Below are 26,662 nucleotides of genomic sequence, written 5' to 3'. Positions count from 1 at the left end.
ACGCCTCCTTAGTTGGTCTGCATTAAAAAATGTGTTGAGATCTTTCCGCTTTTAAATTTGTCATCCTTCAGTACGTCCAGCAACAGTGGAATGTTCGTTTTAATTCCACTTATTTCAGATCCTTCCAGTACATTTATCAGGTTATTTATCACGTCTTCTCTGGAATCACCGGAGGCTATTATCTTTCCGATCATTGGATCGTAATAAGGGGTTACTTTATCTCCCTTTCGCACCCCCATATCAAATCTGACCTTCTCCGGAGTTGGAAAGTTCCATTGAGTGATCGTGCCCGGGGAAGGAAAAAATGTTTTTGGGTCTTCTGCATATACCCGAACTTCCATCGCGCAGGGATACGGTGTATTGTTAACAGGCAGTTCTTCAAAACTTTTGCCATCTGCAATGAGAAGCTGCCATTCTACAAGATCTGTACCGCTGGTTTCTTCTGTTACCGGATGCTCCACCTGCAGTCGTGTGTTCATCTCGAGAAAATAAACATTTTCATCTTTATCTACTAAAAATTCGACAGTGCCTGCATTTGTGTACGCCAAAGCACTTGCTGCTTTCACAGCTCCCTCCTGCAGCGCATTATCCGCTTCTTTTGAAAAGTTCGGTGCCGGGGCTTCTTCTATTACCTTTTGATGTCGTCTCTGAATCGAACAATCTCTTGTGCCTATTGAACGAATGGTGCCGTAATTATCTCCGATAATTTGTGCCTCAATATGCCGGGGCTCTTCAATATATTTTTCAATAAACAGGCGGGCAGAACCGAAAAAAGTTTCAGATTTCTTCTGTACTGATTCAGCTGCGCGCATAAGGTCTGCTTCATTTTCTATTTTCTGCATACCGATACCGCCCTCCTGCAGCAGCTTTTATCATAAGAGGATAGCCTACAGCTCTTCCAGCCTTTATCACATGTGACTCTTCCAGGGTGTCGAGAGTAATGCCAGGTACTACCGGTACCCCTGCAGTTTCCATAGCTGTCCGCGCCTGAATTTTGTCTCCCATCTGCTTTATTACTTCCGCTTCCGGCCCTACGAAAATGATACCTTCTTCCACCACACGCTCTGCAAATACTGGATTTTCAGAGAGGAGTCCATAGCCCGGATGAATTGCATCAGCTCCCGTATCTTTCGCTGCCTGCAATACTGCCTCCATATTTAAATAGCTTTCTTTTACTCTTGAACCACCTAAATGAACCGCTTCATCTGCATAAAGTACATGCATACTCTCTGCATCTGCATCTGAATACACTGCTACACTTCTGATATTGAGTTTTCTGCACGTATGAATGATACGACAGGCGATTTCTCCTCTGTTCGCTATTAATAACTTTTTTATCATTTCTTTTCCTCCTGTCCCATTAATTTGCCGGACATCCAATTTCTCTGGCAATAACGAGCCGCTGAATTTCTGAAGTTCCTTCTCCAATTTCCATCAGTTTCGCATCTCTTAAGTAACGTTCTATTTTATATTCACGCATATATCCATACCCCCCATGAATTTGAAGGGACTGATTACACGCTCTTGTAGCAGCTTCTGAAGCGAAAAGTTTTGCCATAGCCGCTTCTTTTTTAAAAGGTCTATTGTTATCTTTCAGCCAGGCTGCCTTTAAAATCATATTTTTAGCAAGCTCCAGCTCCATTGCCATATCCGAAAGCTTAAACTGCACCGCTTGAAAACTGCCGATATGTTTACCGAATTGTTTGCGTTCGCTGCTGTACTGCAAGGCTGCTTCGTAAGCTGCCCTGCCTATTCCCAAAGCCAGTGCTGCGATGGAAATTCTTCCGCCATCCAGTGTATAAAGGAATTGATGAAATCCTTTCTGAGGGTCTCCCAGTATATTTTCTTCCGGCACATGAATGTCTTCAAGAATCAACTCTGTAGTATTGGATCCCCGCACCCCCATTTTTTCATATTCAGCCCGGATTGTTAGGCCAGGAGCATCTGTAGGGACAATAAAAGCGGATATTTTTTTTCTGCCTTTTTCATCTTCGCCATTTCGGGCGGTCACAATTACGGTTCTGGCATAGGAAGTATTCGTAATCCAGCTCTTTTCCCCATTGAGAATATATTGGTTTCCTTTTTTCTCAGCCTTTGTTCTTGTGCCTCCTGCGTCTGAACCCGCTCCTGGTTCAGTGAGGCCAAAGGCTCCCAGACTCTTTCCGCTTGCCAAAGGTATTAAGTGTTCCTGTTTCTGCTTTTCTGATCCGAAATGATAAATCGGTGAGGCTCCAAGCGACACGGCAGCTGCATAACTCAAGCCGGTGCTGCCACAGACTTTTCCTATTTCTTCAACGGCTAATATATAAGAGATCGTATCACCGCCTGATCCTCCATATTCTTCTGGGAAAGGTATTCCCATTAAACCGAGTTCTCCCATTTTTCTAAAAATTTCTTCCGGGAATTTTTCCTCTTTATCAATCTGGTCTGCGAGAGGAGCTATTTCTTTTTGAGCAAAATCACGAACCATTTCCTGAATCATGCTTTGTTCTTTCGTAAGAGATAAATCCATTCTGCCACTCTCCTTCAATAATGTAAGGGCTTACATTTTGATGCAAAAAGATAGTGGCGGCAGACTGAGCAATCGTTCAGGATGACACCACTGTTACATAAAATTATAAAATACATATATTGAAAAGTAAACAAATTTTGAATATTAGCATCAGCAGCTGCTGCTCAACGCTGATTTTGAATTATTCACCAAAATGTCAGCATATCAAACACCCCAACCACTATCATGAAAATCCCCGCAGCCTGCTGGACTCTTTCTCCAATTCTGCGGCTTTTAGATACCGCTCTTCCTCCTAATTCAAGATACCATATGACAAAAATCAAAAATAAGAACGGAAGGGCAGTGCCCAGTGCAAAAACAGCAGGAAGAAAAGAGCCGGCAGTTGATGCCAGGGACACAGGCATTAATATAACAAAAAACAATAGAAACATCGTGGGGCAAAACCCCAGGGAAAAGCTGAATCCTAATAAAAAAGCTCCCCACTTCCCGCTTTTATTTACTTTCTTCGGCCAGAAAGACATAAAAAATTTTAAGGAGAAGACTCCCAGCATATATAACCCAATAATTATTAACAAAGGTCCGAGAATAAGTCTCATAGGTTCAAAAAACAGCGGCAGCTGACGCTGAAATTCTTTACCAAGAAGAACAACAATCAGCCCTAACCCGGAAAAAGCAGTTATTTTTCCTAGTACATACATGAAGGTTTCCTTCCACGAGATTCCTTTTCGCAGTGAATTCGTGCCGTACAATGTCATTGCACTTATATTCCCTGATAATTGACAGGGTGCCATAGCGCCGACCACTCCTAATAAAAAAGCAAACAATACAGGAATTGATTCTGCCTGATTCGCTGCATTCATAAATGGCTCCCTAAAAATTTGACTGATTGCATCCACCATTTCAAACATTTCAACCCCCACCTCTACTATTTCCATAGTACAAAGTTTATAGTTTCTCTGTCGAGCTATACGGTTAGGAAAGAGCTATAATGGGAATAGCTACTCACTGAAATTGTAACTATTGGAGGTTTTGTTAATGAACATAACTATACTGGGAGCAACAGGCAGAGTCGGCAGAATATTTACACTGCAGGCTCTTCAGGATGGACATCAAGTTACAGCGCTTGTCAGAAATGAAAATCGGTTAGCCGATGCTGTGAAAAAAAATGAAAATTTTCAGCCAGTAGTTGGAGATGCCAAAAATCCAGCAGATATATCCAGGGCAATCTCAAACAACACTGATATTGTATTCAGCGCTTTATCCACTGATAAGACGACCACCCTTACTGAAGCAGTCCCTGCAATTATTGAAGAAATGGAGAATAAAAAGGTGGAGAGGTTTATCTCTATTGGAACTGCTGGTATTCTTCAGGCGAGATCAGAGCCATCTCAATTTCGCTTTCAATCCAATGAATCAAAAAGAAGATCTACGAGAGCTGCACAGGAACATGCAGAAGTTTATCATTTACTCAAAAAATCAAATTTAACATGGACTATCTTCTGCCCCACTTACCTTCCGGAGGGAGAGATAACTAAAAATGTCCAATTTGATCTTGATTTTCTTCCGGAGAGCGGCTCGCAGATTACGACAGGCAATACTGCCTGGTTTACTTATAATAATATGATGAATTCAATGTTTTTCATGCAGCGGGTCGGCCTGGTGGAGGCGGAAAAATAATACATTAAATAAATCCCAGCTGTTTTCCGGTTTCCACCCAGTCCTTATTACTTTTTAAATCCGCTTTTTTTGCTATATTTCGCCGGTGGTTTTCGATTGTTTTAGGGGATATATTTAAATATGCAGCTGATTCACCCACGCTGTAACCCTGCAGCTTCAGCCGGAATACTTCTTCTTCTCTCTTAGTTATCAGCTCATTTTGAGAAGATGCTTCAGCTGTGGAATTAAACAATTTTTCTCCGCTGAAAAGCTTATCGAGCATAACCATCCATTCGTCCAGCGTCAAAGTTTCTGATAAAACTGCATCAGCCTGACTTGAGCTTATTATTTGATTTTGACTTGTTATAAGCAGTTTAAAAGTTTCTGGAGACGCAATATTAAAAATGGAGTCGTAACCTACAGCTCCTTTCAGATCGGTGTGGAGTACGATAAAATCAAAAGGATACTTTCTTGCAGCACGTAGAATTTCTTCCCTGGTTATTTTTGCTACTGTGTACTCCACATGCTTTAAATCATTAAGGAGCTGGATAAAACCGTACCGCATAAGTTCCTGTTCAATTCCAATCAGCACTCTCATCCAAAATACCTCCTTAATAAACTAAAAATAAGCTGCTGTTCAAAATTTGCTCACAAATTCACATAATATAGGGGTTATCCCCTATCAACCTGCATGATATTATCTATTATTATAACCTTATCACCTTTTCAAGGCTAATTTGATTGATTAATAAAGAGGGGGAGAAAGAATGTTTTTTGATAATGACCCGGTCCTCTTAAGCAGAATTTTGACTTATTTAACTTTAGGGTTTCATGCTATTTTTGCTACGATCGGTGTGGGAATTCCCATGATGATAGCAATTGCTGAGTGGATGGGCATAAAACGCAAAGATCCTCATTACACACTTCTCGCACGCAGATGGGCGCGTGGTTTTGTAATCACTGTAGCAATCGGAGTAGTTACCGGAACCGCGATAGGTCTTCAGCTTAGTCTGCTTTGGCCGAATTTTATGCAGACGGCCGGCCATACAATTGGACTGCCTATGTTTATGGAAGTGTTCGCTTTTTTCTTTGAAGCTATTTTCTTAGGGATTTACCTTTATACCTGGGATCGATTCAAAACTAAAATGAGACACTTTCTGCTTGTTATTCCCGTAGTAATTGGGGCTACAGCTAGTGCGTTCTTCATTACAACGGTAAATGCGTTTATGAATATGCCGCAGGGATTTGAAATTGTAGATGGAGTAGTTACAAGTGCGAATCCATTGGAAGCGATGTTTAACCCTGCTACTCCAACAAAAATTTCACACGTAATTATTACCTGTTACTTAACAGCAGCGTTCGTTCTCGGAGCCATTGCAGCCGTGAAAATACTCCGCGGCAATAAATCTGTTTACCATAAAAAAGCCCTGCACCTGACAATGCTTACGGGAGCAGTTTTTGCAATCAGTACTGCAATTATTGGAGACTTTTCCGGAAAATATCTTCACGAATACCAGCCGGAAAAACTTGCTGCTGCAGAATGGCATTTTGAAACGGAAACAGAAGCTCCATTAATTCTTGGGGGCATACTCACAGAAGACAATGAAGTTCAGTACGCTTTGGAAATTCCATATGCTCTCAGTATTTTAGCAGGGTTTGCTCCAGATACAGAAGTGATAGGATTGAATGAGTTTCCGGAAGATGAACTTCCTCCATTATTTATCCATTACTTTTTTGATTTGATGGTGTTTATTGGTATGTATCTTGCTGCCGTAAGTACACTATTTGTAGTAATGAACTGGAAGAAAAACTGGAACCCGTTTAATAAACCGCTTATGATGATGATTGCTGCCGGTGCGCCGCTTTCCATCCTCGCTATAGAAGCCGGATGGATCTTTACAGAAGTCGGGCGTCAGCCATGGATTTTAAATGGAATTATGAGAACTTCTGAAGCTGCAACAAGTTCAGAGCAGGTCGGTTTAATGCTGATTCTTTTTGCTGGGCTCTATCTGGTACTAGGCGTGACATGTGCCGGAGTATTGAGGAAAATGTTCAAACAGAATCCGGTGGAAAGAGAAATGCATAAACGGAAAATAGATAATTATGAAGTATAGATTCAGTATGAGTAAAGGAGGGGTTTGATGACGTATGAAGTTTTAGGAATCACAGTTCTATGGCTGTTTTTATATGGCTATCTTATCGTAGCCTCCGTTGACTTTGGAGCTGGATTCTTCAGCTACTATTCAAAACGGACAAATAAAAATCACGTAATTCATTCTATCATCCAGCGCTATCTTTCCCCTGTCTGGGAAGTCACGAACGTGTTTCTGGTTTTCTTTTTCATCGGCATTGTCGGTTTCTTTCCAGATACGGCCTATTATTATGGAACAGCGCTGCTGGTACCGGGAAGCGTTGCAATCATTCTACTCGCCATACGCGGTTCCTATTATGCTTTTGCTACTTATGGCGCGAAAGAAAGCCGTTTTTATGACTTTCTTTATGGAGCTACCGGACTCTTAATTCCTGCCTCCCTAACTACCGTATTAACAATTTCAGAAGGCGGATATATTCGGGTGGAAAATGGAAACGTAGAAATGCTTTATGGGGAACTCTTCACGAGTTTATATTCCTGGGGCGTAGTAGGACTGGCTATTGTAAGTGTCTTGTTTATATCTGCAGCCTTCCTTACCTATTATGCAGCCAGAGCAAAAGATGAGGAAGCTTTATCTCTACTTCGCAAATATGCACTCAGCTGGGCTTTCCCTTCTATTATTATGGGGATAGTGGTTTTCCTTCTGCTGGGCCGGAGAAATCCGGTACATTTCAACAGTATGCTGGACCTGTGGTGGATGTTTGTAATTTCCTTTATTGCTTTTGCCGCTGCCACCTGGCTGATCTGGAAAAAACGTAATTACGGCATCGCTTTTATTCTGGTTATGGTGCAGTATTTCGCAGCATTTTTTGCTTACGGGGCTTCTCACCTGCCGTACCTCTTATATCCTTATTTAACGATATATGATGGATTTACAAACGAAACGATGGCAATAGCATTGATCACCGCGTTTATCGGTGGACTTCTTCTGCTTGTTCCATCGTTGTACCTGTTAATGCGGCTGTTCCTTTTTGATGCGGAATACGTGGAAGGAAGACGATGATAATGCAAGGAGGGATTTTAAAATGGACTTTCATGATTTCTTAATTTTTGTCGCTCCTCAGTTAGTGCTTATATGCAGTGTAGTATTTGTGTTTATCTGGGGGGCAAAAGCAGCTCCACCAGCCTTTTTGCAGGAAGCAGAAAAAACTGACTACGAGAATCCTGAAGAGGAAACCTACAACTGACCGGCATTTAATTTTATTTGGATACAATCATTATAAAGCGCCTGTGTTCTCAATTATTGAGACACAGGCGCTGTTTAAATTATATGAAGTTCGGCATTTGTGAGAAAGTTAGATGAAATGCACCAGCATTCCTCCTCCAATTCCTAAGAGTACTATTTTCCAGGCAGGGACTTTCCAATACATAAGTAACACGAACAATGAAACAGCAAATGCCAAATCCACTACCGAATTAATCGCTGATGTAAAAATAGGATCGTAAAATGCCGCCAGTAAAATTCCTATTACTGCAGCATTCACCCCCTTCAAAGCTGCTCTCGCTTTTGTATAAGTACTAAGCTTCATCCAAAAAGGGAAAGTTCCTATCACAAGTAAAAAAGCAGGTAAAAATATCGCAGCAGTAGCAATGAGAGCCCCTGGGATTCCATTCGCCGCCATTCCTAAATAACTGGCGAAAGTAAAAAGCGGTCCCGGCACAGCCTGCGCTGCACCATACCCTGCTAAGAAAATCTCTTCAGTTACCAGTCCTGCAGGCACTACTTCTCTTTCAAGCAGCGGAAGGACGACGTGCCCCCCGCCAAAAACAAGAGCACCTGCTCGGTAAAAGCTGTCAAACATTTGTATCCAGAGAAAATCTGTCCACTCTCTCACTATGGGCAGAAATGCCAACAATCCAAAAAACAGCCCTAAACTGATATAAGCAGTTTTTTGAGAAATCTGCACGGTAAAGGAAGCCTTATTTCCAGATTCCTCCTGTTTGTAAATGAATATTCCTAAAAGGGCAGCCCCGGCTATCACACTGATCTGCATCCATGTCTGGGGCAGCAGTATTAAGATAATAAAACTTGCTGCCGCGATAGTTGCCCTTAATTTATCCGGCGCCGAGTTCTGCCCCATCCCTATAATTGCATGTGCAACAACTGCTGCCGCAACAATTTTCAAGCCATCTACAACTCCGATATCGACCCAGCCCTGTTGCTGAAAGCCAACAGCCGCAAGTATCAGTATAATGACGGAAGGTGTTGTGAAACCAAGAAATGAAATAATTCCTCCTGGAATGCCGGCTCTTATTATTCCAATGCCTATTCCGACCTGACTGGAAGCGGGACCTGGAAGAAACTGACATAAAGCCACCAGGTCTGCATATTCATTTTCTTTCAGCCATTTTCTTCTTTCCACATATTCTTCCCGAAAGTAACCCAGGTGAGCTACAGGACCTCCAAATGAAGTTAAGCCCAGCCTTAAAGAAACAATCAGGATTTCGATCAAACGTCCTATGTATGATTCTTTCATTTTTCTCTCCCCACAATTAAGATACATTTTTACAGTTTTTTTGCCTTATACATATGTACTTAATCCTCATAAGCTAATTGCTGCAAAAAGAAAACTTAATTCAATAAAGCATAATAACACATTAAATTATAACAAAAATTGAATTGGAATGATGTCATGGTTTTTTATACTTTGCCAACATAATCAATTTCAGCTAATCTTAGATGAATGTAAGGAAGATAACTGAATCATTGCAGCCTGTTTTTCAAAGACGTGCCCATAAAAAACAGGACGATAAAAAATTCGTCCTGTTACATTTTACACGGTGATGATCTGCCAGCCGCTCTTTTAAGTTTCTGCCCATTTTGTATCATCTGCAAACTGCTGTGGAAAAATTAACTAACTTTTTTCCAGAAAGAAAAACATATTGGCTGATCCATCATTGAAAATCCAGCTGTGAACCTTATAACAATATCGCTTTAATACTTTTCTGAAACCAGGATTTTATTGGATTTCTTTTTCAGCTAACAAACGAACGAGCGGCGGGAACCAGTCAGATAATGATTTAAATTGATAGCCCCATTCTTCCGCCTTCTGAACGCTTTGATAAAATGAAACAGGAAAATTCATTGGTGACGCCTTTCCTTCAGTGGAAGAAGTTATTACTGCTTTTTTCTCTACTGCTTTTTCTACTTCTTTTATAAACTCTGCTAAAGTAAGCTGATCCGGGGAAGAAGCATTTACCGGGCCTGTGACATCTTTTTCTCCTGCCCACATTAGAAAATCTGCCAAATCATCTGAATCTACAAAAGAAAGTTTTGCTTCCAGGTTATCAATACCTATCTTCTCCTGGTTAATAACTCTTCTTATATGATCGTGCAGCCGTTCTGTATAATCGTCTTCCCCCAGCACAATTGGCGGTCGCACAGCTGTAACTGGAAAATCCGCTTTTTGGAAAAATACAGCTTCTGCAAGCCGCTTCCCTTCTCCATATTCAAATTTTTCTTTACGTCCTTTTTTGAGCTGATAGGAATAAGGATTAAAATCGCTTTCTACTTTCTCCCCCTTATCATTCATGTCATATACTGAGAGAGTGGAAGTAAAAATATATTTCTTTGTTTTACCCTGAAATATATCAACAGCATCCTGGGCATCATCCGGACTAAAGCAAATTTGGTCATAAACAGCATCCCAGACAGTGTCCTGGAATGCTTCTTCCATCGACTTTCTGTTAAACCTGTCCACTTTTACATGTTTTGCTTTTTTAGAAAAAGAAATATCTTTTTCTCCTCTCGTTGCAATCGTTACCTCTATTCCCTTTTCTTCCAATTTCTTTACCAGCCTTTTACCGAAAAATCTTGTGCCGCCTAGTATTAACACATTATGCATCTATTATGCCTCCTTTTAGATACTGCACTGCATCCTCACACAGCTTGCAGGTGCGTCCGCTCTTGATAAGTTCTTGTGGATAATGATAACCCCGCTTCCGCTCCGTTTGACGGAAAGGAGACCCCTGAGAATCAGCACAGTTCTAGAATCTAATTTGGCGAACTTTGTTTTTGCCATAAACAGTGGAAGCCAAGCCCTTGGACAAGCCTTTCCGAGAGTGCAGCGGTGGAATAGAAATTTTATTTAAGCGGGAGCCTGAAATAAAGAGTTAATGGATATGACTTATGAAATTTATTCATATAATGATTCAGTTCCCATTTATCAATTACATTAAGCTTTACCGCAAAAAATATTTTTTAATTAACATGCTTATTTATTATCTATTCATTTGAAATCATTGCGTATAGGATGCGCTGGAATACATCCGGCTTCGAAAATTCACGCAGCCCTGAAAGAGAGAGAAAGCTGAGGAGCTCGTTCATGACAAAACTGCCGAGCTGGAGCTGAACGTATTACCGCATTCCAATTAAGAAGCTCTTGCTTTTGTCCCAGTAAAAACAAGATATTATTTTGGATAAACAGCACAATGGCTTAATTAGATATTAAATTTACAAGAGCTGTATTTGACAAAGTTTAGGAAGTATAATACGTTTTACGTGTAATAGTGCAGGCAGTACAGTGAAAGGAGTGTTTTAATGTATTTTCATATCGATCCGAAAAGTTCTATCCCCTTATATGAACAAATCGTCAATCAGGTTAAAGACCTTACTATTCGAGGGCTGCTGCATCCCGGAGAAAAACTTCCTTCCGTCAGAGAGCTATCTTCCAAAATGGTAATTAATCCAAATACTGTAAGCAAAGCTTATCAGGAATTAGAACGCATGGGACTGCTTGTTACTGTCCAGGGAAAAGGAACCTTTATTGCTGATAAAACTGAAAACACAGTAACACAGCGGGAAAAAGATAAACTTTATAAAGAAATGAGAAAGACAACAATTGATTGTATTTACGCAGGCCTTTCAAAAGAGGAAATAATAACCTGGATAAATGATTGTTTTAGTGGAAAGGAGGGTAAGGAAGATGGAAGTTAAACATATATCAAAAGTCATTCATCACCAGACAATTCTTGCAGACATTGAATTTGAAGTAATTCCTGGAAATATTGTAGGTATTGTTGGAAGAAATGGCGCCGGTAAAACTACGCTGCTCCGCTCAATGGCTGGTATTTTAAAGCCGACAAAAGGAGATATTACAATAGATGGGCAGAGCATCTTCCTAAAACCCTCTCTTAAAGCACAGACAATCTTTGTACCGGACTCTTCAGAAGCTTTAAAGAATTACAGTACAAAAGAACTTATCTATCTTTATAAATCTATCTATCCTCATTTTGATCAGCAGTACTTAGAAGCTTTAATGAATCGCTTTTCACTGGAACCTATTAATAAAATAGGAAATTACTCAAAAGGAATGAAAGCTTTATTTACACTAATTGTTGCTTTCGCTACAAAAGCGAAATATATTCTGCTCGATGAACCAACAGATGGTCTTGATGTCATTATCAAGAAACAGATTCTGCAGATCCTGATAGAGGAAGTAGCAGATAAAGATGTGGCAGTTATTATTTCATCACACAGGCTGGATGAGCTGGAATTTATGGCAAACGATGTAATTTTAATTAAGGATGGCCGTGTAGACAGTCATTATGAGCTTGACTCCATGAAAGAACTTTATAAAAAGATACAACTGGTGTTTGAGACTGAGCTTCCGGAAGAAATTGCTGAGAATACTTATGTTCTTGAGCAGACAGGTCGTGTTTCTACAGTTTTAATACCGCGAGACAGTACTGCAGTGGAAGAACTGATTTCAAGTTATCACCCCCTTCTTTATGAAGAGCTTTCTATGTCTCTGGAAGATTATTTTATAGCGAAGCTCGGAGGTGACGATAATGTTTGAAAAAGGGCTGTGGTTTCAAAATTATAAACAATCAAAATTTATCATTTGGATTCTGCTCGTATTGTTTGTTCTTCAGATGCCCCTGCAGGCGATATTATCATTGGAGACCTGGACAGAAAGAGCAGAGCAGGCTGCTGAAACAGATGAATATGTATATGAAGTACAGGCCTGGGACATTAATCAGATTTTTTCCCAGGGCATGTTTACGGTATTCGTGGCTGTCGCTCTCGTTTTACTGGCCAGCCTCTTAATAGGACTGGAGAGAAATACAAGACGAAATGATTTTACCTTTTCTCTTCCTTACAAAAGATCTACGTTATTTTATGCAAAATGGGCACTCGGTGTAACAGTAATTACCGGCTTTTTTGCTTTAAATTATATTCCTTCCTATATTATTATTCACCAGTCTGAGTTTGCTTATGGGCTGAATCTGGTAAGTTCACTTGAAATTTTCTGGGCCCCGCTTCTGGGATATATTTTCTTCTATACATTCGCTTTATTGATAGGTGCGATCACTGGAGAAATGGTTTCCCAGGTAGTTTTAACTTTCTTACTTGGCTTTCTTCCTTTAATCTTATTAACTTTATTTCAGGAATTTATGCAGGTCCATGATTTCTTTTTCTTTTCTATCGGTTCCCAGCCCAGATTTATTACCTATCTTACTCCCTTTTATTACACGATTGGAGAAATGGGAGAAATGATTGGAATTTTTCTGGCTGTTTTATTCACTATAATATGTACGTTAGGAGGAGCTGCGCTGTATGAAAGAAATAAAATCGAATATAATGGTGAGTTTTTAATTTTCAAGCAGTTAAATCCTGTATTTATTGTTATTTTGACAATTATTATTGCATTATTCGGTGGGTTAATAGTTTCCTCCCTTGCTCCATGGGGAGCGAATGCTTTAAGAATTATTTCTTACTGGATTGGCTTTAGTACTTTTCTTTTATTTGCGCTTCTTTTAATACGCAGGTTAATCATTATGAATATTACGTTCTCTGGAAAACCAACATAACCATGCCGCTCTATCATAGATTTTCAGCGGTCACCTATACAGAATAAATCTCTGCATTAAAGTAAATAAAAACTGCCCATGCTGCGGAACATGATCCAGCGAAGACTGAAATTTTGCAGCAGTATAGAATTAGTTGAATGCAAGCCTCCGCCTAAAGTAAACGAGTACTAAAAGCCTTTCTAATTAACAAAATATTTTTGTTTTACTTCAGTCATTGTATTTCAGACATTCTAAGGTCCTGTCACTTCAAACGTTGTTTTGAATTACAGGACTTATTTTCCCTTGAGATAGTAAAATTAAAACGGTTGCAAAACTTGTATATACAAATTATAATGTAAAAGGAGTCAATGTTGTATATACAAGTGGTCCATATAATGAAAACGTTTTAGGAGGGTATACAAATGGCTAAATATGAACAGCAGGTTCATGAAATTCTTGAAGCGATCGGCGGAGAAGAAAACGTCGATAAAGCGACACATTGTGTTACTCGTCTGCGGTTTGCACTCAAAGACGAAGACTTGGTGGATACTGACAAATTGGAAGCGATCGACATAGTGAAAGGTTCTTTTTCCACAAATGGTCAATTTCAAGTCATTATTGGTCAAGGTACAGTAGACCAAGTTTACAGAGATATGGTGGAACTTACCAGTATCGGTGAATCTTCCAAATCCGATGTGAAAGATGCTTCTGCACAAAAAATGAATCCTTTACAAAAAGGGGTAAAAACTCTGGCGGATATTTTTATCCCTATTCTTCCCGCGATTGTTACTGCCGGTTTATTACTGGGACTGAACAATATCCTAACTGGGGAAGGAATTTTCATTGCTGATACATCTATTGTAGAAGCTTACCCACAGTGGGCCGGTCTAGCAGAAATGATTAATATCATAGCCAGTGCTGCATTCGCTTTTCTCCCTGCCTTAATCGGGTGGTCGGCAGTTAAACGGTTTGGCGGAAGTGATCTGCTAGGTATCGTACTTGGTCTTATTATGGTTCATCCAGATTTATTAAGTGCCTACGCTTATCCTGACGCACAAGAAGCTGGAGAAGTTCCAACCTGGAATTTATTCGGTCTGCAGGTGGAAGCAATTGGATACCAGGGACAGGTACTGCCGGTGTTATTCGCCTCGTATTTACTGGCAAAAACTGAACTGTGGCTCCGTCCGCGTATTCCAGATGCGATCCAAATGCTGGTAATTGCTCCTGTAGCGTTACTTGTTTCAGGACTGCTTACTTTTATTATCATTGGACCAATTACCTTTGCTTTAGGTAATGGAATTACAGGCGTGTTTACATGGATGTTTGATGTGATGCCAGCAGTAGGCGGATTCCTGTATGGTCTGCTTTACGCTCCAATGGTAATTACAGGGATGCACCATGCATTCCTCGCAGTTGACTTCCAGCTGATTGGAACTGGAGATGGAACGTTCCTGTGGCCGATACTTGCGCTTTCTAACATTGCCCAGGGTTCTGCAGCATTAGCTATGCTGTTTATCAGCCGAAATGAGAATGTAAAAGGTATTGCAGGTACTTCTTCCGTTTCTGCTTATCTCGGTGTTACGGAGCCGGCGATGTTTGGTGTAAATATACGATTTAAATTCCCATTCGTCTGTGCGATTATTGGTTCTTCCATTGCTGCAACATTTATTTCTTTATACAGTGTTCGTGCTTTCTCCATTGGTATTGGCGGTTTACCAGGCTTCCTTTCCATTATGGATGGCTATCGGCTTATTTTCCTTATAGGGATGGTAATAGCTTTTGTACTGCCGTTTATCCTGACTTTCCTATACGGAAAATTTGTTGCAAAGAATCAGTTTAACTAATTTGAAAATGCTTACGTCATAATGTAGATTTGTTGAAAAGCATGCAGAACCCCTTCATCACATAGATGAAGGGGTTCCTGTGTGTTATAAAGCTTTTCTTAGTTTTTATAATAGGCTGCTGCGATATCAGCGCCAACTTTTGCATTGTTCTCCACCAGTGCTATATTCGTTTTTAGTGTAGAACCTTGGCTTACCTCTTTCAAGCGGTCTAATAAAAATGGGGTCGTATCTTTTCCACGAATCCCTTCCTGCTCTGCTGCTTCCAATGATTCTGTAATAAGCTGATCTATCCACTCTTTTGAAAGCGCATCTTCCTGCGGAACAGGGTTGCCTACTACAATACCTCCCTGCAAATTAAGCTCCCACTTAATACGCATTGCTTCTGCAATTTTTTTCGCAGAATCCGCGCTTAACCCTGTTTCAAATCCGCTCTCTCTGGTATAAAAGGCAGGAAATTCATTTGTTTTATACCCAATAACCGGCACTCCGTATGTTTCCAGGTATTCCAGTGTTAGTCCGATATCCAGGATTGATTTTGCACCTGCACATATTACAGCAACATTTGTTTTAGATAATTCCTGAAGATCTGCAGAAATATCCATTGTTGTTTCCCCGTTACGGTGTACACCGCCGATTCCTCCAGTTACAAACACTTTAATACCTGCAGCTTCTGCACAAATCATTGTTGCAGCCACTGTGGTGGCACCATACAATTTTTCAGCAAGCACAGATGCAATATCCCTTCTGCTTACTTTTACTACATCATCAGCTTTTGCCAGCATTTCCAGTTCTTCCGCAGTCAGACCAACCTTTATTTTTCCGTCCATTAATGCAATCGTTGCCGGAACCACGCCACGTTCCTTTATAATTTCCTCTACTTTCTTAGCAGTTTCAATGTTTTCAGGGTACGGCATGCCGTGTGTAATTATTGTTGACTCCAAGGCCACAACTGGTTTACCTTCCTCTAATGCTGTTTTCACTTCAGGTGAGCATTCCACATACTTAGAAATCATAATTTTATCCCCTCTTTCGTTTTAATTACTGTTTCCTCAGATTCAATCGTTGCTTTTGCTCTTTGAAAAGCATTTTCTACATATTCCAGCAGATCTTCTTCATTTAACAATGCATGAATAAGAATAGAAGCAAATGCGTCTCCTGCTCCTGTTACATCCACTACATTTGCCGGTGGCGGCTTTTTAAATCCTGCACGTGCAGATTTAACATACACCCCGTTTTCTCCTGCAGTAATCACTATATTTGCTGCACCTTGACGGAAAAGAATCTCTGCAGTTTCTTCTATGGTATTTTCTTCAGCTTCGTATCTGGATGCAAGCACCGATGCTTCCAATTTATTCAGAATTAAAAGGTCAATTCCCCGTAAGTCATATGGAATCCTATTAATCTTTGCCGCCGATACTGGAACAACCACAATTTTTTGATGAGAGTTTTTATTTTCAAGAAGCCACTCAAGTGAAAGTAATGGTATGTTCGTATCCACAGCAAGAATTTGATAGGATGTCAGTCTGTTCCACTGATTTTTTAACAATTCTGGTGTGAATTCATCGTAAATATTCATTTCTGCCAAAGCAAATATCATTTCGCTTTTTTCGTTTAGTACAGCAGTATAGGTGCCGGTTTTATGCTGCGGCAGCTTTTGAATAAGTGAAAGGTCAATCTCCTGCTGGGATAAAACTTCTTTCCCTTCTGAATCTTCTCCTACTACAGTAAACAAAGCGGAAGGCACACCAATTGTCTGCAGATTCACTGCAAGATTTCTTGCGACCCCGCCTATAGTTTCACTTCCGGAAACAGGATTTGAATCTCCCCATTGAAAATTTTCTGTTCTGAGCTTTCTGTCAATATTCGCACCACCTATGCAACAGACTGCCGGTTCTTCCTTAAGAATATAAGCTTTTCCTAAAATCTTTCCCTCTTTCATCAAACTGGAAATATATCCAGCTGCTGCAGATCGGGACAGCTTTAACTCGCTCGCGATCTCCTGCTGGGAAATATAGGGGTTTTGCTTGATAAGCGCCAGAATCTTTTCTTTTTTAAGCAAAATTTTCACCTGCCTTTCTTTAATTAAGACATATGTTTATTAAATAGTCAAATGTTTAAATTCGTAGTTTTCGCTATCTGTGTTAACTTTAATGTATAGTAATTATTATAAATTTCATTATTACAGGAGGGGTGAAGTGAAGAATAACGCTTTTTACCGAATCGCAGTCATCGTTTATATGTTCTTGAAATTCGTCCTGCAGCTTTATTGGTTTAACAAAAGAAACCCCGCCTGGGATACACATACACAGCAGGCCTGGGAAAATCTCGTGCAGAAGCAGGCAAGAGAATATCGCATAAAAGCTTTGCATCTTGAGGGATTAATGATAAAAGTCGGGCAGTTTTTAAGTACCCGGGCTGATATTATGCCTGAAGTTTTTTTGAAGGAACTCGCTGACTTAATCGATCAGGTTCCTTCCATAGATCCAGCAATATCGAAGGGTATTTTGGAAAATGAATGGGGGCAGCCGCTAGACTATTACCTTGCTGAAATTAGTGACAAACCAATTGCTTCCGCTTCTATCGGTGAAGTGTATAAAGGAAAATTGAATAACGGCCAGGAAGTAGCGATTAAAATCCAGCGTTCTAAAATTGACAGAATTATTAAAACAGATTTTAAAGCACTGCGTATCGTTCTGTGGATCACGAAAACTTTTACCAAGTTTGGTAAAGAAATTGATACTGCTTCCCTCTACAAGGAAATTGTCCAGGTAATTGGCGATGAATTGGATTACGATAAAGAAATGAGGAACGCCCAGAATTTTCAGCGCCGCTTCTCAGGAAGCGACGCTTATTATATTCCTCAAATGTATGAAGAGTACTGTACTCGAAGAGTTCTTGTGATGGAGTGGATGGAAGGCCGAAAAGTTACTGACTTGTCCTACATGGAGGAACATGGAATAGACCGCCAACAAACAGCTGCGAATATTTTTCAGTTTTTTGTGGATCAGCTTTTAGATCAAGGAAGATTCCATGCTGATCCTCACCAGGGAAATATTTTAATCAGGCAGGATGGAAAAATCGTCATACTCGACTTTGGTATGGTAGGATATATCACAAGAGAAGATTCAGCGAGTATCAGAAGGATGATTCAAGGCTTTGTACTTGATGATTATCAGCTGGTTATTGATGAACTGCAGCAATTAGGCTTTCTTCTACCACATGCAAATAAATCAAAACTGGAGTCTGTACTCCGCAACTATGTAAATATGTATCTTTCTTCAGATTTATCCCAGCTGGACCAGGAAGTTGTAGAGGACATTTTTGAAGATCTGCAGAATATAGTAAGAGAGCAGCCTATTCAGCTCCCTTCAGAATTTGCTTTTTTAGGAAGAGCAGCTTCTATTGGTCTTGGAGTACTTACTATTGTTGATCCGGACATTGACTTTATTGAGCTTGGCAAACCTGTAGTAATGGAATGGCTGGAAGATGCAGAAGAAGGAAAAGGAAGTATTCAGGCCCGGGTGTTAAAAGATTCTTTGAAGCCGCTTCTTTCTATACCGCGTAATTTAAACGAATGGCTGGAAGCTCCAAACTATGCGCGCAGGGAAGCACAGCGGATTCAGTTCCGGCAATTCGACCATCAGCGTTTTTTATGGGGCTATGCCGGTTTCATTCTGCTGCTTGCCGTTTCTGTCCCATTTGTTTTTGCAGCTGTATGGATGGAGCATTTCATACTCCTTTATACTTCAGCGTCCGTTTCGGGATTCAGTATTTTAGGCGGTGCTTTTGTATTATTTCGTCATAAGCGCTGGGTTTCATCTTTTAAAGAAAATTCTTAATTGGAGGGATAGGCAATGGCAAATTTACTCAAGACTGGTTTTTTATTAGGGTTAGGTGCAGCAGTATCAAGCAAGGAGAAGGTAGATCGATATGTAGATGATTTACTTGCGAAAGGTAAGGTCACTCCTGCGGAAGCAGATGAACTTTATCAAAATTTTCTTAAAAGAGGGGAAGAAACAGAACAGGATTGGAACCGCCGCTCTAAGGAAAGAGTAAGAGATTTTTTAAAGGATTTTGATCTTGTAACGAAAGAAGAACACGATGCGCTGAAAGTCCAACTGGAAGCGCTGGAAAACAGGTTGTCTGCGCTTGAGAACCAGCAGCACCGGGATATATAAAAAAGCAGGGGGCATGCCCCCTGCTTTTTTATTTACTGCATTGAAATTACACTTTCGCTAAGTTATTTCTTCTTAAATTCATATTCCAGTGACTTCCCAACTGGAACGAATCCAAGCTTTTTATAAATTGCATTTGATGCATTATTCTCTTCATTCGTGTTGAGGCTGCAAAACTGAAAACCTTCCTGCAGCATTCTTTCTGCAAGCGCTCCTACACATGCAGTAGCAAATCCTCTCCTCTCATATTCCTCCGGCGTATATACATAATTCACTACTATGCCATTCGTTAGTTCCCGGGCTCTTTTTGCCATGGAGACCGGAGTATAATCTCTGTCTCTCCACAAAAACACCTGGTTATGACGTATTTCATCAAGGACGGTGTCTTCTAAGTTGTCTATATCTTCTTTTCGCAGAGATCCCATTGCAAATGACTCAGTCCAGTCCATAACGAGAGCAACATCATCTTCACTCGCATAAGTCAGTTTTCCAGGAGGCTGTTTCCAGTCTTTCACCTCATGAAGTTCATAAATAATCTGCTGCTTTACCAATTCCGCGGTTTCATTTGTTCTTGCTTCCCACGCTGTCGAGAAAGCTTTGGCAACTTTTTCACAGCCGACTATTCCAGTGATAGGATAATCTATCTCCTCCAGCCAGGAGGCGGCCTCAGGCATCGCTTGCGGACTGCCGCAAACAATCATTCTCCGCGGTGGTGTCTGAATCAGCAGAGCTTCAGGACGGCCTTTCAGTAAACCAGCTGCTAAAAAAGGCGAAGAAGCCTTCCCTTCTTTTTCCTCCCGCTCCAGCTGCCTGAGAACGCCCAGAGGTAAATTATGCTGGACTTCCTCTTTCTCAAGAAAATACCCTACTTTTTGAAGCAGATCAGATGCTTTTGAAAATTGTTCAAATTTCATCCTCGTCTCCCCCGCTTTTTAAAAGTATTATGTTACGTCTGGCCTTTTACATAAAGTCCGGAAGTCTTTAAAGCCTGCGCAAGACTGCTTACTACCGTCATATCATCAAATCGAATTCCCAGTGCTACTACAGTCTGCGCTATTTCGGGTCTCAAGCCTGAAAAAATGACTTTAATTCCTGTAACGCGAAGAGCATCATTCAGCTGAAACAAATTATGCGCTACATAAGTATCGATCATATGCACTCCTGACAAGTCTACAATTAATGTAGATAGCCCAAGTTCTTTTCCACGCTCAAGCGCCTGCGAGAGAAGCTCCTGGGAACGTTTTGTATCTACAGAACCGATTACAGGAAGTATTGCAACCTCTTTCGTCAACGGGACTACAGGAACAGACAATTCCACAATCTTCTCTTTTGCTTCTTGAAATATCCGTTCATTTTGATTTACATATGCTTCTGTAAATGAATATGTCGCCTGATCAATAAGCGGGTTAATAGTATCTGCCAAATCGTAATATTGTTCGAATTTCTGCTCTCCCTCTTTAAACTCTGCACGTATATATTTGTAAACTACTTTTCTTAATATAGGCACAACAAGCATTGCTTTTTCTGCAGAAAGACCTAATTCAGAGGCTTCTGTACCGAATTCCAGCCCCCAATTATGCACTGCCTCTCTGCCATGATCCACGTCTCCATTAATAAAGCCCTCAGCAAATAAAGAAACCAGTGTCACGATATGGAATTGGATTTTTTCTTCCGGCATTTTAGCATAATTCACTCCATGAGCTTTTTGAAAATCCCCGGAAATCTCCTGCGCAATTTCTTCTTTAAGATCGTTGATTTTTTCTCCGATACTTTGCATTAATAATTTTGTAGATCCCATTCCATTCCCTCCCTCTTCTCTACTTCTATCATACTAAAATTTAACTTGGTTGACTGCTTTTATTCAAAAATTATCAATATTTCTAAGCAAAACTTGTTATAATGTATAAGGTTATTTATATGTTTGGAGGAGTTTTATGTCTGGTCACATTCCTATATCACCTTTACATGCTAAGAAGAAATCACGCTTGCAGAAATTACTTTATACAGTCGCTTTACCGGTTATCCTTGCAGGCATTTTCGGAAGTTATTTTTATACCGGCTGGTAAATTTAATTAGATATGCTATGTTTGGCTCTGTATATATGCCGATCGATTCCGTATTTTTTCCTTTATCACCAAAAAACCCTTGAATTAAATTCAAAGGTTTTTTCTTTATGCCTAACTTGAAAAAGAGAAGAACGAACGGAGAAATCCCGCAGCTCAACGAGGAAACTGAGGAATTCATCCTCGCCAGGCCGTGCGGAATCAAAGTTTCAATTATCATCGGACAGAGCCTTTATAATTCAATTAGATCGTCTCTGTCCTGCTCTGTTGTAATAATGGGCTCGCCTTTTTGTATAACAAGCGTATGCTCATACTGCGAGGACAGGGAGCCATCGCGGGTCCGGGCAGTCCAGCCGTTTTTATCCATTTTTGACTGCCAGCCTCCAGTATTTATCATAGGTTCAATTGTAATTACCATACCTTCTTTTAACCGTGTTCCTTTCCCTGCCTGGCCATAATGTGGGATATTCGGCTCTTCATGAATTGTCGGCCCTATTCCATGACCTGCAAAGTCCCTGACAATCCCATAGCCGTAAGGTTCAACATGAGCTTGTATTGCAGCGCCTATATCTCCTATCCGGTTACCGTGTCTCGCCTGCTCAATCCCTTTATACAATGCTTCTTTGGTAATCTGGTTCAACTGGGCTGCCTCTTCGGAAGGTTCCCCCACTACATACGTCCAGGCGGAATCGGCAAGTCCTCCATTTAAGTCCACCACAAAATCCATCGTGACGATATCTCCTGCTTCAAGTTTATCTTTTCGGGGAAAACCGTGGCAGATCTCATCATTAATGGAAGCACAGGTAGCAAACTGGTATCCCTGGTAACCTTTCTGTGCCGCCTTTGCCCCACGCTTTTTAAGAGTTTTTTCTACAAAAGCATCAATTTCTTTTGTAGTAATTCCTGGCTGAATCATCGTTGCAATTTTTTTGTGAATACTCGCAACAAGTATTCCTGCTTCTTTCATTAGTTCAATTTCTCTTTGAGATTTCCGCTGAATCATTTTGCCACATCCTTTATATCTTTTCCATGATTATTCCGCTCTCTATCATACCAAGTCCATGCTTCGTGCTCAACTTATCTTACTTTTTTTCTTGCCAGATAACCTAAACTGATAAGTCCAAGGATACTTATAATATAAAATTCTGCTGCTCCATATCCTGTAAACCTCGCCACAGGTCCTGCTGCTATCGCTGCTATTGCCAGCACATAAAGAAGACCCACTAATTCAAATTTCATATCCTCACTCCGTTACCGTGCTTATCTGCCAGCCTGATCCGGGGGTAATCTGCGGGCCTGGAACTACCGTATCTTGCCCCGTTTCGCCCATGAAGTTTATTTTCCCCTTTTCCCATGTATCAGGATCGTCACAGCTTTCCCCAATGGAAGGATTCAGCGGATTCACCATTTCAGCTGTCAGCAGATTCTCAATTTGATCATTTCTATCTATATAATAAACATTCCTTCTGACACATACCTTGGAATTATTATGCACTTTCAATTCCCTGACCAGCAGATCACCTTCTACGATTAAATAAGATTCTCTGTTGCCCCCCTGCCCGGGAAAAGTTTTCAGTTGTTTGTCACTTCCATAATACACATTTCCTTTCACATAAATCTTGTCATTTTGGGAATAGTCTAGTTCTTCTTCAATGTATAAGTCCTTTTCGTAAAATCCCTGTATATCCGATTGTGCATGTCCGGACATTTCCAACGACTGCTGATAAAGAACTGTATCCAGATAGTTAAAATGTTCCTGATATGTTTTTTTCTCAGAATACTGAATAGCAGCTTCATCTTTCCTTTCGTAAAACTGCTTTATTTTCTCAATATCTGATAATAATTCCTCAGTTTCAGCTGCTAACCCTGGAAAAGTGAGTCGAAGTATTTCTGTTTTTGATTTTGCTCTTCCTTCATGAATACCTGTATATTCTGCTTCAATATCTAAATAAGGCAAAGCTTCTTCAGGAGTCGAAGCTGTAAAAGTTAAATTGTCAATTCTTCCACGTTGGTTTTCTACTGGAAAAATATTCAGCTCAATAATATCTGAGGTTAAATAGGGGATAAAATTTTCCGGCGCAAAAATCTCCCGGTCGCTTTTTCCGTTCCCCTCTATTTCTCTTAATGCTTTAATTGTTTCAGTGATTTCTTCTGTTAACAGCTGCCGGTAATAACGCTGGCTGTAATCCCTTAAATTTTCTGCTTTGACAATCTCCTCAGTAGTTTCTACCTGAACCGCACCTGAAAGTGCATTACTGATAAGAGGAACAATTAAAAGAGAGGTTATTACGATAGTTAATAGAACTACCAGCAATGCATATCCTTTTTCCTGCGACACATACCTCCTCAATTTAATCCCTCCTTCAGGTCAGTCTCATAAATAAGCTCATATAATTCAGAAATAGTTTCGTTTGTTTCATCTCTTAAGCTGACAGTAACATGGTAAGCTTTCAATGACTGAATACTTTCTTCTTGCTGCACTTCGTTTCTGTGTACAAAGATAAATGGATAATACATTTGATCATTGTTCCCTTGAATAAAATAACCAGTTTCCGACTGCTCTAAAAAAGAAAAGTATGAATTATGCACTTCATTTTGCAGTACTTCTTCTATATTCCCTTCGTGTAAAAAGTCTACCGCTTCATAAAGTATGTATTGATTTAAATTCACAATATCTATTTTTTCTTCTGTATTTTTCGTAAACAGCTGGGACTGTGTAAAAAAAATTGAGAAAGTAAGAACAATGAAAGATATAATGATAAGAGCTGCTAGTAATTCCAGCAGGGTGGCGCCACGTTCTTTATGCCCATAAAAATATTTCATGATTTCCAGCTCCCATTTTCTGCTTATGTCTACTATACTATGATTATACATTTTAATTGGTGAGGGAGACACATTTATGCTAATAAAACTAAGCCAGCGCGGAGCGACGTTAATTGAATTATTTGCAGCTTTAGTTCTCCTCACTTTTATAGGAGCAGTTTCTTATCATTTCTTATTCAACAGCTATGTTTTTCAAGAAAGATCAGAAGAACGCATTGATCTGATACAGGAAAGTAATTTGCTTACAGAAGAATTACGTTCTCTCCATCAGCAGTCAGCAGCTATATATTGGGATGAGGGTGGAAATCTATATGCAGCCAGCAGCTCTGAAAGAAAATTAAATCACCATGAAGTGCAGGTGGTTTCCCTTTCGGTAAACAATGAAATATTGGATAAAAATAGTACATACACACTTAATCCGAATCGTGTGACTTTTGATATTCAACTTATGAGCGGCCGCTATACGCATGAAATTACTGTAACAACCAACAGGCCGGAAGAATTTCATTATGTACCGGAAGAGCATATCAGCGGCGAGTCTGAATAAGGTGCTGCTCCTGCTCCCGAACCTGAGGAAAAATTGTTTTCCCCACTCCTCCGGACAGCGGAGAAACCCAGCGATTTTCGCCTCCCGACTGTAAATGGCATGGGGATACAATTTCTAATTTTCATGAATGGGAAGTCTGCAAAGAAAATTAGAATCGTAATGAGAGTATAGTGTTTCTTAACGGTGCTGCGTTCAATGGAAAAACGGAATACCTTTGCTTGTAGACCACGGGCTTTTTATTGAGAATAATTTAATATCTCATGACACTATCTGTGTACCAGCAGGAAATTCAATTTGGATTGGAGGAGATTTTAATATACTCAGCTGTGGTTACTATGAGACAGAGGCCCCTGCGATTATTAAAGGAAAAGTGGAGTTGCAAAACACAGCTGAATTCATAACAAACAGTTTACATATTGACAAAGAATTGATATTAAAGGGAGAGTCTAGCCTTTCAGTACTTAAATCAGCATAATCAGCTGCTAACCTTCATATGCAGGACAATTCTTCCATGATTACAGAAACCCTTACCATAGGTGCCGATAAAGTACTGTGGGGGAATTCTACGCTGATTGTCAGCGATCATGTCTTCTTTCAGCAGGATTTATTTTATCAAAAGCCTGCTAGAATATACGTGGGCGTAAATATGCTCGTAGAAGGCAACATAGGAAACCCTGATTCAAACTCAGATGATTACGGAGGGCTCTGCGTGGAAGGCGACTTAAACGTGAAAGGGCAAATTGCTCCTCCTATTATTAACACGAACGCAACTGATTGTAATAACCTTAAGGAAAAAGAAATAAGAGTTATCGGTCAATTAATTAATTAAGGAGGAAAATCCGTGCTTACCCTTATTCCGTTTACAGAGAACCACTTTTCTATATTAAAACAATGGATTAACACTACAAGTGAAGAAGAAATGATACGCTGGGCGGGGCCTACATTTCAATTTCCGCTGACAGATCAGCAGTTGAAAGTATACTTGTCAGAGAAAAATGCATTATTTTTTTCTATAACTTTCCAAAAAATCATCATTGGTCATGTGGCATTAAGAAAAATTGACTATGTACATTACTCAGCACGAATTGGTAAACTGTTTATATCTTCTTCTTATCGCGGGAAGGGATACACTCCCCAAGTGCTTCAATTTATCCTCCAAAAGGCTTTTGAAGATTTGAAGCTCCGAAAAGTTCATTTAGGTGTTTTCGAAAATAACCCCCGTGCACTTTACATATATAAAAAGTTCGGCTTTAAAATAGATAACTGCCTCGTAAATCACCTCACCGCAGCTGGACAACCCTGGAATCTAATTGAAATGACTTTATTAGACAGCGATTTTAAGTCTTATAATAAAATATGAAACAATCTATGATTTATAACACTAATATTGCAGGCTGTAACAATTCGAAGTCACTTTATTAAATAACGTGTAATGTACTTGATACCTCCTTTCCTCCTTGATACGATTACCCTCGTGGAAATGAAAAGCGAGATATTAAAGGAGGTTTCTTCACTTATGAAGAAAATGAATAATTCACTAACATCAATTAAGCGTATTGGTATTTCAGCTTTTGCTGCCGGCGCAATTTTATTTGCAGGCGGTAATGCGGTAAGCGCAGACGAAGGAAGCGAATTTGGCGAAAACCTTATGTACGAAGGAAAATCAAGCGAACATGTGGCAGAGTTAAATGAACTTCTGGCTGACCGCGATCTACTCAAGAGCGAAGCAGATGCAACTTACACTGCAGCTACGACGGAAGCTGTAATAGCATTCCAAAAAGAACATGATCTTCTTGTAGACGGACTTGCTGGAGCACAAACAGTAGGTGCCCTTTCTGAACTTTCTGTTGGAGATAACGGTTATCTTGTAGAAGAGCTCCAGAAAGACTTGAACGATCTTGGGCTTTATAAATATGACATTGATGGATTATTTGGTCCTATCACTGAACAAGCTGTAAAAGACTTTCAAGCAAAATATGGCATTGAGCAAACTGGTGTAGCAGGTCCTGACACTTATGCTGCTCTTTATTACGGAAGTAACCCTGCTGTTGCAGCTAAACCAGCAGAAGAAACTACTGAAGAAGTTGTTGAAGAAGAA

At 40.1% G+C, this 26,662-nt stretch carries 28 protein-coding genes and 1 pseudogene; 15 read left to right on the top strand and 14 right to left on the bottom strand.

Features of this window, described 5'->3' with window-relative positions; translation table 11 throughout:
- Positions 1-8 precede the first annotated feature (8 nt).
- From BLP92_RS14035 to BLP92_RS14025, 3 genes and pseudogenes are all read right to left on the bottom strand, one after another.
- Positions 9-1,341 (bottom strand): annotated as a pseudogene (locus tag BLP92_RS14035) (acetyl-CoA carboxylase biotin carboxylase subunit).
- Positions 1,342-1,360: 19 nt separating this feature from the next.
- Positions 1,361-2,512, bottom strand: a complete 1,152-nt coding sequence (locus BLP92_RS14030; RefSeq protein WP_090843585.1) for an acyl-CoA dehydrogenase family protein — start codon at positions 2,510-2,512, stop codon at positions 1,361-1,363.
- A gap of 185 nt (positions 2,513-2,697) precedes the next feature.
- The gene (locus BLP92_RS14025) at positions 2,698-3,420 is read right to left on the bottom strand and encodes an urease accessory protein UreH domain-containing protein (RefSeq protein WP_090843584.1); all 723 of its coding nucleotides are present in this window, start codon (positions 3,418-3,420) and stop codon (positions 2,698-2,700) included.
- 127 nt (positions 3,421-3,547) lie between these two features.
- Between BLP92_RS14025 and BLP92_RS14020 the strand changes: the two genes are divergently transcribed.
- Positions 3,548-4,189 (top strand): NAD(P)-dependent oxidoreductase, encoded by a 642-nt coding sequence (locus tag BLP92_RS14020; protein WP_090843583.1) that lies wholly within the window; start codon positions 3,548-3,550, stop codon positions 4,187-4,189.
- A 4-nt stretch (positions 4,190-4,193) separates the two neighbouring features.
- Here BLP92_RS14020 and BLP92_RS14015 read toward each other — a convergent pair whose 3' ends face one another.
- Positions 4,194-4,766: a LuxR C-terminal-related transcriptional regulator gene (locus tag BLP92_RS14015; RefSeq protein ID WP_090843582.1), complete on the bottom strand. Its 573-nt coding sequence runs from the start codon at positions 4,764-4,766 to the stop codon at positions 4,194-4,196.
- 169 nt (positions 4,767-4,935) lie between these two features.
- On the opposite strand from BLP92_RS14015, the gene BLP92_RS14010 reads away from it, so the two are divergent.
- Genes BLP92_RS14010 through cydS form a run of 3 tightly spaced genes read left to right on the top strand, consistent with a single transcriptional unit; the run spans position 4,936 to position 7,507 of the window.
- The gene (locus tag BLP92_RS14010; protein ID WP_090843581.1) at positions 4,936-6,282 is read left to right on the top strand and encodes a cytochrome ubiquinol oxidase subunit I; all 1,347 of its coding nucleotides are present in this window, start codon (positions 4,936-4,938) and stop codon (positions 6,280-6,282) included.
- 27 nt (positions 6,283-6,309) lie between these two features.
- Positions 6,310-7,323 carry a cytochrome d ubiquinol oxidase subunit II gene (locus BLP92_RS14005; protein WP_090843580.1) on the top strand — a complete coding sequence of 338 codons (1,014 nt, stop codon included), beginning with the start codon at positions 6,310-6,312 and terminating at the stop codon, positions 7,321-7,323.
- Between the two features lie 22 nt (positions 7,324-7,345).
- Entirely contained in the window at positions 7,346-7,507 is a 162-nt protein-coding gene (cydS, locus tag BLP92_RS18080; RefSeq protein ID WP_175444307.1) for a cytochrome bd oxidase small subunit CydS family protein, read from the top strand.
- 108 nt (positions 7,508-7,615) lie between these two features.
- On the opposite strand, the gene chrA is transcribed toward cydS, so the two are convergent.
- Both chrA and BLP92_RS13995 read right to left on the bottom strand, forming a co-directional pair.
- Positions 7,616-8,797 carry a chromate efflux transporter gene (gene chrA / locus BLP92_RS14000; protein ID WP_175444306.1) on the bottom strand — a complete coding sequence of 394 codons (1,182 nt, stop codon included), beginning with the start codon at positions 8,795-8,797 and terminating at the stop codon, positions 7,616-7,618.
- Between the two features lie 483 nt (positions 8,798-9,280).
- Positions 9,281-10,165: an NAD-dependent epimerase/dehydratase family protein gene (locus BLP92_RS13995; protein ID WP_090843578.1), complete on the bottom strand. Its 885-nt coding sequence runs from the start codon at positions 10,163-10,165 to the stop codon at positions 9,281-9,283.
- A gap of 695 nt (positions 10,166-10,860) precedes the next feature.
- On the opposite strand from BLP92_RS13995, the gene BLP92_RS13990 reads away from it, so the two are divergent.
- The 4 genes from BLP92_RS13990 to treP all read left to right on the top strand — a co-directional run bounded on the left by BLP92_RS13990 (position 10,861) and on the right by treP (position 14,956).
- A complete protein-coding gene (locus BLP92_RS13990; RefSeq protein WP_090843577.1) occupies positions 10,861-11,256 on the top strand; it encodes a GntR family transcriptional regulator in 396 nt (131 codons plus the stop codon).
- A complete protein-coding gene (locus tag BLP92_RS13985; protein ID WP_090843576.1) occupies positions 11,246-12,118 on the top strand; it encodes an ABC transporter ATP-binding protein in 873 nt (290 codons plus the stop codon). Before BLP92_RS13990 ends, BLP92_RS13985 begins: the two co-directional genes overlap by 11 nt.
- Positions 12,111-13,133, top strand: coding sequence for a hypothetical protein (locus BLP92_RS13980; protein ID WP_090843575.1), 1,023 nt, complete (start codon positions 12,111-12,113; stop codon positions 13,131-13,133). Before BLP92_RS13985 ends, BLP92_RS13980 begins: the two co-directional genes overlap by 8 nt.
- A gap of 401 nt (positions 13,134-13,534) precedes the next feature.
- Complete coding sequence (gene treP, locus BLP92_RS13975) at positions 13,535-14,956, top strand: PTS system trehalose-specific EIIBC component (protein WP_090843574.1); 1,422 nt, start codon at positions 13,535-13,537, stop codon at positions 14,954-14,956.
- Positions 14,957-15,054: 98 nt separating this feature from the next.
- On the opposite strand, the gene BLP92_RS13970 is transcribed toward treP, so the two are convergent.
- Together BLP92_RS13970 and BLP92_RS13965 are read right to left on the bottom strand one after the other, a co-directional pair.
- On the bottom strand, positions 15,055-15,966 hold the full coding sequence (locus BLP92_RS13970) for a pseudouridine-5'-phosphate glycosidase (protein ID WP_425284447.1): 912 nt from the start codon (positions 15,964-15,966) through the stop codon (positions 15,055-15,057).
- Positions 15,966-17,015, bottom strand: coding sequence for a carbohydrate kinase (locus BLP92_RS13965; RefSeq protein ID WP_139148961.1), 1,050 nt, complete (start codon positions 17,013-17,015; stop codon positions 15,966-15,968). The genes BLP92_RS13970 and BLP92_RS13965 overlap by 1 nt, the downstream gene beginning before the upstream one ends.
- Before the next feature lie 136 nt (positions 17,016-17,151).
- On the opposite strand from BLP92_RS13965, the gene BLP92_RS13960 reads away from it, so the two are divergent.
- Positions 17,152-18,795: an ABC1 kinase family protein gene (locus BLP92_RS13960; protein WP_175444305.1), complete on the top strand. Its 1,644-nt coding sequence runs from the start codon at positions 17,152-17,154 to the stop codon at positions 18,793-18,795.
- 15 nt (positions 18,796-18,810) lie between these two features.
- Entirely contained in the window at positions 18,811-19,134 is a 324-nt protein-coding gene (locus tag BLP92_RS13955; protein ID WP_090843570.1) for a phasin family protein, read from the top strand.
- A gap of 62 nt (positions 19,135-19,196) precedes the next feature.
- Here BLP92_RS13955 and BLP92_RS13950 read toward each other — a convergent pair whose 3' ends face one another.
- Both BLP92_RS13950 and BLP92_RS13945 read right to left on the bottom strand, forming a co-directional pair.
- Entirely contained in the window at positions 19,197-20,045 is an 849-nt protein-coding gene (locus BLP92_RS13950) for a GNAT family N-acetyltransferase (RefSeq protein ID WP_090843569.1), read from the bottom strand.
- A gap of 32 nt (positions 20,046-20,077) precedes the next feature.
- Positions 20,078-20,929, bottom strand: a complete 852-nt coding sequence (locus BLP92_RS13945) for an STAS domain-containing protein (protein WP_090843568.1) — start codon at positions 20,927-20,929, stop codon at positions 20,078-20,080.
- A 136-nt stretch (positions 20,930-21,065) separates the two neighbouring features.
- On the opposite strand from BLP92_RS13945, the gene BLP92_RS18290 reads away from it, so the two are divergent.
- Positions 21,066-21,197 (top strand): hypothetical protein, encoded by a 132-nt coding sequence (locus tag BLP92_RS18290; RefSeq protein WP_280138095.1) that lies wholly within the window; start codon positions 21,066-21,068, stop codon positions 21,195-21,197.
- Between the two features lie 229 nt (positions 21,198-21,426).
- Here the strand turns inward: BLP92_RS18290 and map are convergent, their stop codons facing one another.
- The 4 genes from map to BLP92_RS13930 all read right to left on the bottom strand — a co-directional run bounded on the left by map (position 21,427) and on the right by BLP92_RS13930 (position 24,017).
- On the bottom strand, positions 21,427-22,197 hold the full coding sequence (gene map, locus BLP92_RS13940) for a type I methionyl aminopeptidase (protein ID WP_090843567.1): 771 nt from the start codon (positions 22,195-22,197) through the stop codon (positions 21,427-21,429).
- A gap of 74 nt (positions 22,198-22,271) precedes the next feature.
- Positions 22,272-22,433 (bottom strand): hypothetical protein, encoded by a 162-nt coding sequence (locus BLP92_RS18075; protein ID WP_175444304.1) that lies wholly within the window; start codon positions 22,431-22,433, stop codon positions 22,272-22,274.
- Between the two features lie 4 nt (positions 22,434-22,437).
- Positions 22,438-23,544 carry a hypothetical protein gene (locus tag BLP92_RS13935; RefSeq protein WP_090843566.1) on the bottom strand — a complete coding sequence of 369 codons (1,107 nt, stop codon included), beginning with the start codon at positions 23,542-23,544 and terminating at the stop codon, positions 22,438-22,440.
- On the bottom strand, positions 23,541-24,017 hold the full coding sequence (locus BLP92_RS13930) for a hypothetical protein (RefSeq protein WP_090843565.1): 477 nt from the start codon (positions 24,015-24,017) through the stop codon (positions 23,541-23,543). The genes BLP92_RS13935 and BLP92_RS13930 overlap by 4 nt, the downstream gene beginning before the upstream one ends.
- Positions 24,018-24,093: 76 nt before the next feature.
- Between BLP92_RS13930 and BLP92_RS13925 the strand changes: the two genes are divergently transcribed.
- The 4 genes from BLP92_RS13925 to BLP92_RS13910 form a co-directional block, all read left to right on the top strand.
- Entirely contained in the window at positions 24,094-24,564 is a 471-nt protein-coding gene (locus BLP92_RS13925) for a PulJ/GspJ family protein (protein ID WP_090843564.1), read from the top strand.
- A gap of 511 nt (positions 24,565-25,075) precedes the next feature.
- Entirely contained in the window at positions 25,076-25,393 is a 318-nt protein-coding gene (locus BLP92_RS13920; RefSeq protein ID WP_139148960.1) for a hypothetical protein, read from the top strand.
- 12 nt (positions 25,394-25,405) lie between these two features.
- A complete protein-coding gene (locus BLP92_RS13915) occupies positions 25,406-25,924 on the top strand; it encodes a GNAT family N-acetyltransferase (protein ID WP_090843562.1) in 519 nt (172 codons plus the stop codon).
- A gap of 156 nt (positions 25,925-26,080) precedes the next feature.
- The coding region (locus BLP92_RS13910) for a peptidoglycan-binding domain-containing protein (protein WP_175444303.1) at positions 26,081-26,662 on the top strand (582 nt) is incomplete at its 3' end.

This window comes from Alkalicoccus daliensis, assembly GCF_900103955.1.
Classification (GTDB): Bacteria; Bacillota; Bacilli; order Bacillales; family Salisediminibacteriaceae; genus Alkalicoccus; species Alkalicoccus daliensis.
Note: the sequence above shows the minus strand (reverse complement) of the source record. Positions and strands in the feature narration are given on the sequence as shown.

Bases quoted from the DNA above. Each gene is read 5' to 3' on its own strand.
- BLP92_RS13995 (WP_090843578.1), bottom strand. From the start codon at position 10,165: ATGCATAATGTGTTAATACTAGGCGGCACAAGATTTTTCGGTAAAAGG.
- BLP92_RS14030 (WP_090843585.1), bottom strand. From the start codon at position 2,512: ATGGATTTATCTCTTACGAAAGAACAAAGCATGATTCAGGAAATGGTT.
- BLP92_RS13950 (WP_090843569.1), bottom strand. From the start codon at position 20,045: ATGAAATTTGAACAATTTTCAAAAGCATCTGATCTGCTTCAAAAAGTA.
- BLP92_RS13955 (WP_090843570.1), top strand. From the start codon at position 18,811: ATGGCAAATTTACTCAAGACTGGTTTTTTATTAGGGTTAGGTGCAGCA.
- BLP92_RS13990 (WP_090843577.1), top strand. From the start codon at position 10,861: ATGTATTTTCATATCGATCCGAAAAGTTCTATCCCCTTATATGAACAA.
- cydS (WP_175444307.1), top strand. From the start codon at position 7,346: ATGGACTTTCATGATTTCTTAATTTTTGTCGCTCCTCAGTTAGTGCTT.
- map (WP_090843567.1), bottom strand. From the start codon at position 22,197: ATGATTCAGCGGAAATCTCAAAGAGAAATTGAACTAATGAAAGAAGCA.
- BLP92_RS13980 (WP_090843575.1), top strand. From the start codon at position 12,111: ATGTTTGAAAAAGGGCTGTGGTTTCAAAATTATAAACAATCAAAATTT.
- BLP92_RS13920 (WP_139148960.1), top strand. From the start codon at position 25,076: ATGATTACAGAAACCCTTACCATAGGTGCCGATAAAGTACTGTGGGGG.
- BLP92_RS14015 (WP_090843582.1), bottom strand. From the start codon at position 4,766: ATGAGAGTGCTGATTGGAATTGAACAGGAACTTATGCGGTACGGTTTT.
- BLP92_RS14020 (WP_090843583.1), top strand. From the start codon at position 3,548: ATGAACATAACTATACTGGGAGCAACAGGCAGAGTCGGCAGAATATTT.
- chrA (WP_175444306.1), bottom strand. From the start codon at position 8,797: ATGAAAGAATCATACATAGGACGTTTGATCGAAATCCTGATTGTTTCT.
- BLP92_RS18075 (WP_175444304.1), bottom strand. From the start codon at position 22,433: ATGAAATTTGAATTAGTGGGTCTTCTTTATGTGCTGGCAATAGCAGCG.
- BLP92_RS13945 (WP_090843568.1), bottom strand. From the start codon at position 20,929: ATGGGATCTACAAAATTATTAATGCAAAGTATCGGAGAAAAAATCAAC.
- BLP92_RS14025 (WP_090843584.1), bottom strand. From the start codon at position 3,420: ATGTTTGAAATGGTGGATGCAATCAGTCAAATTTTTAGGGAGCCATTT.
- BLP92_RS14005 (WP_090843580.1), top strand. From the start codon at position 6,310: ATGACGTATGAAGTTTTAGGAATCACAGTTCTATGGCTGTTTTTATAT.
- BLP92_RS13925 (WP_090843564.1), top strand. From the start codon at position 24,094: ATGCTAATAAAACTAAGCCAGCGCGGAGCGACGTTAATTGAATTATTT.
- BLP92_RS18290 (WP_280138095.1), top strand. From the start codon at position 21,066: ATGTCTGGTCACATTCCTATATCACCTTTACATGCTAAGAAGAAATCA.
- treP (WP_090843574.1), top strand. From the start codon at position 13,535: ATGGCTAAATATGAACAGCAGGTTCATGAAATTCTTGAAGCGATCGGC.
- BLP92_RS13930 (WP_090843565.1), bottom strand. From the start codon at position 24,017: ATGAAATATTTTTATGGGCATAAAGAACGTGGCGCCACCCTGCTGGAA.
- BLP92_RS14010 (WP_090843581.1), top strand. From the start codon at position 4,936: ATGTTTTTTGATAATGACCCGGTCCTCTTAAGCAGAATTTTGACTTAT.
- BLP92_RS13985 (WP_090843576.1), top strand. From the start codon at position 11,246: ATGGAAGTTAAACATATATCAAAAGTCATTCATCACCAGACAATTCTT.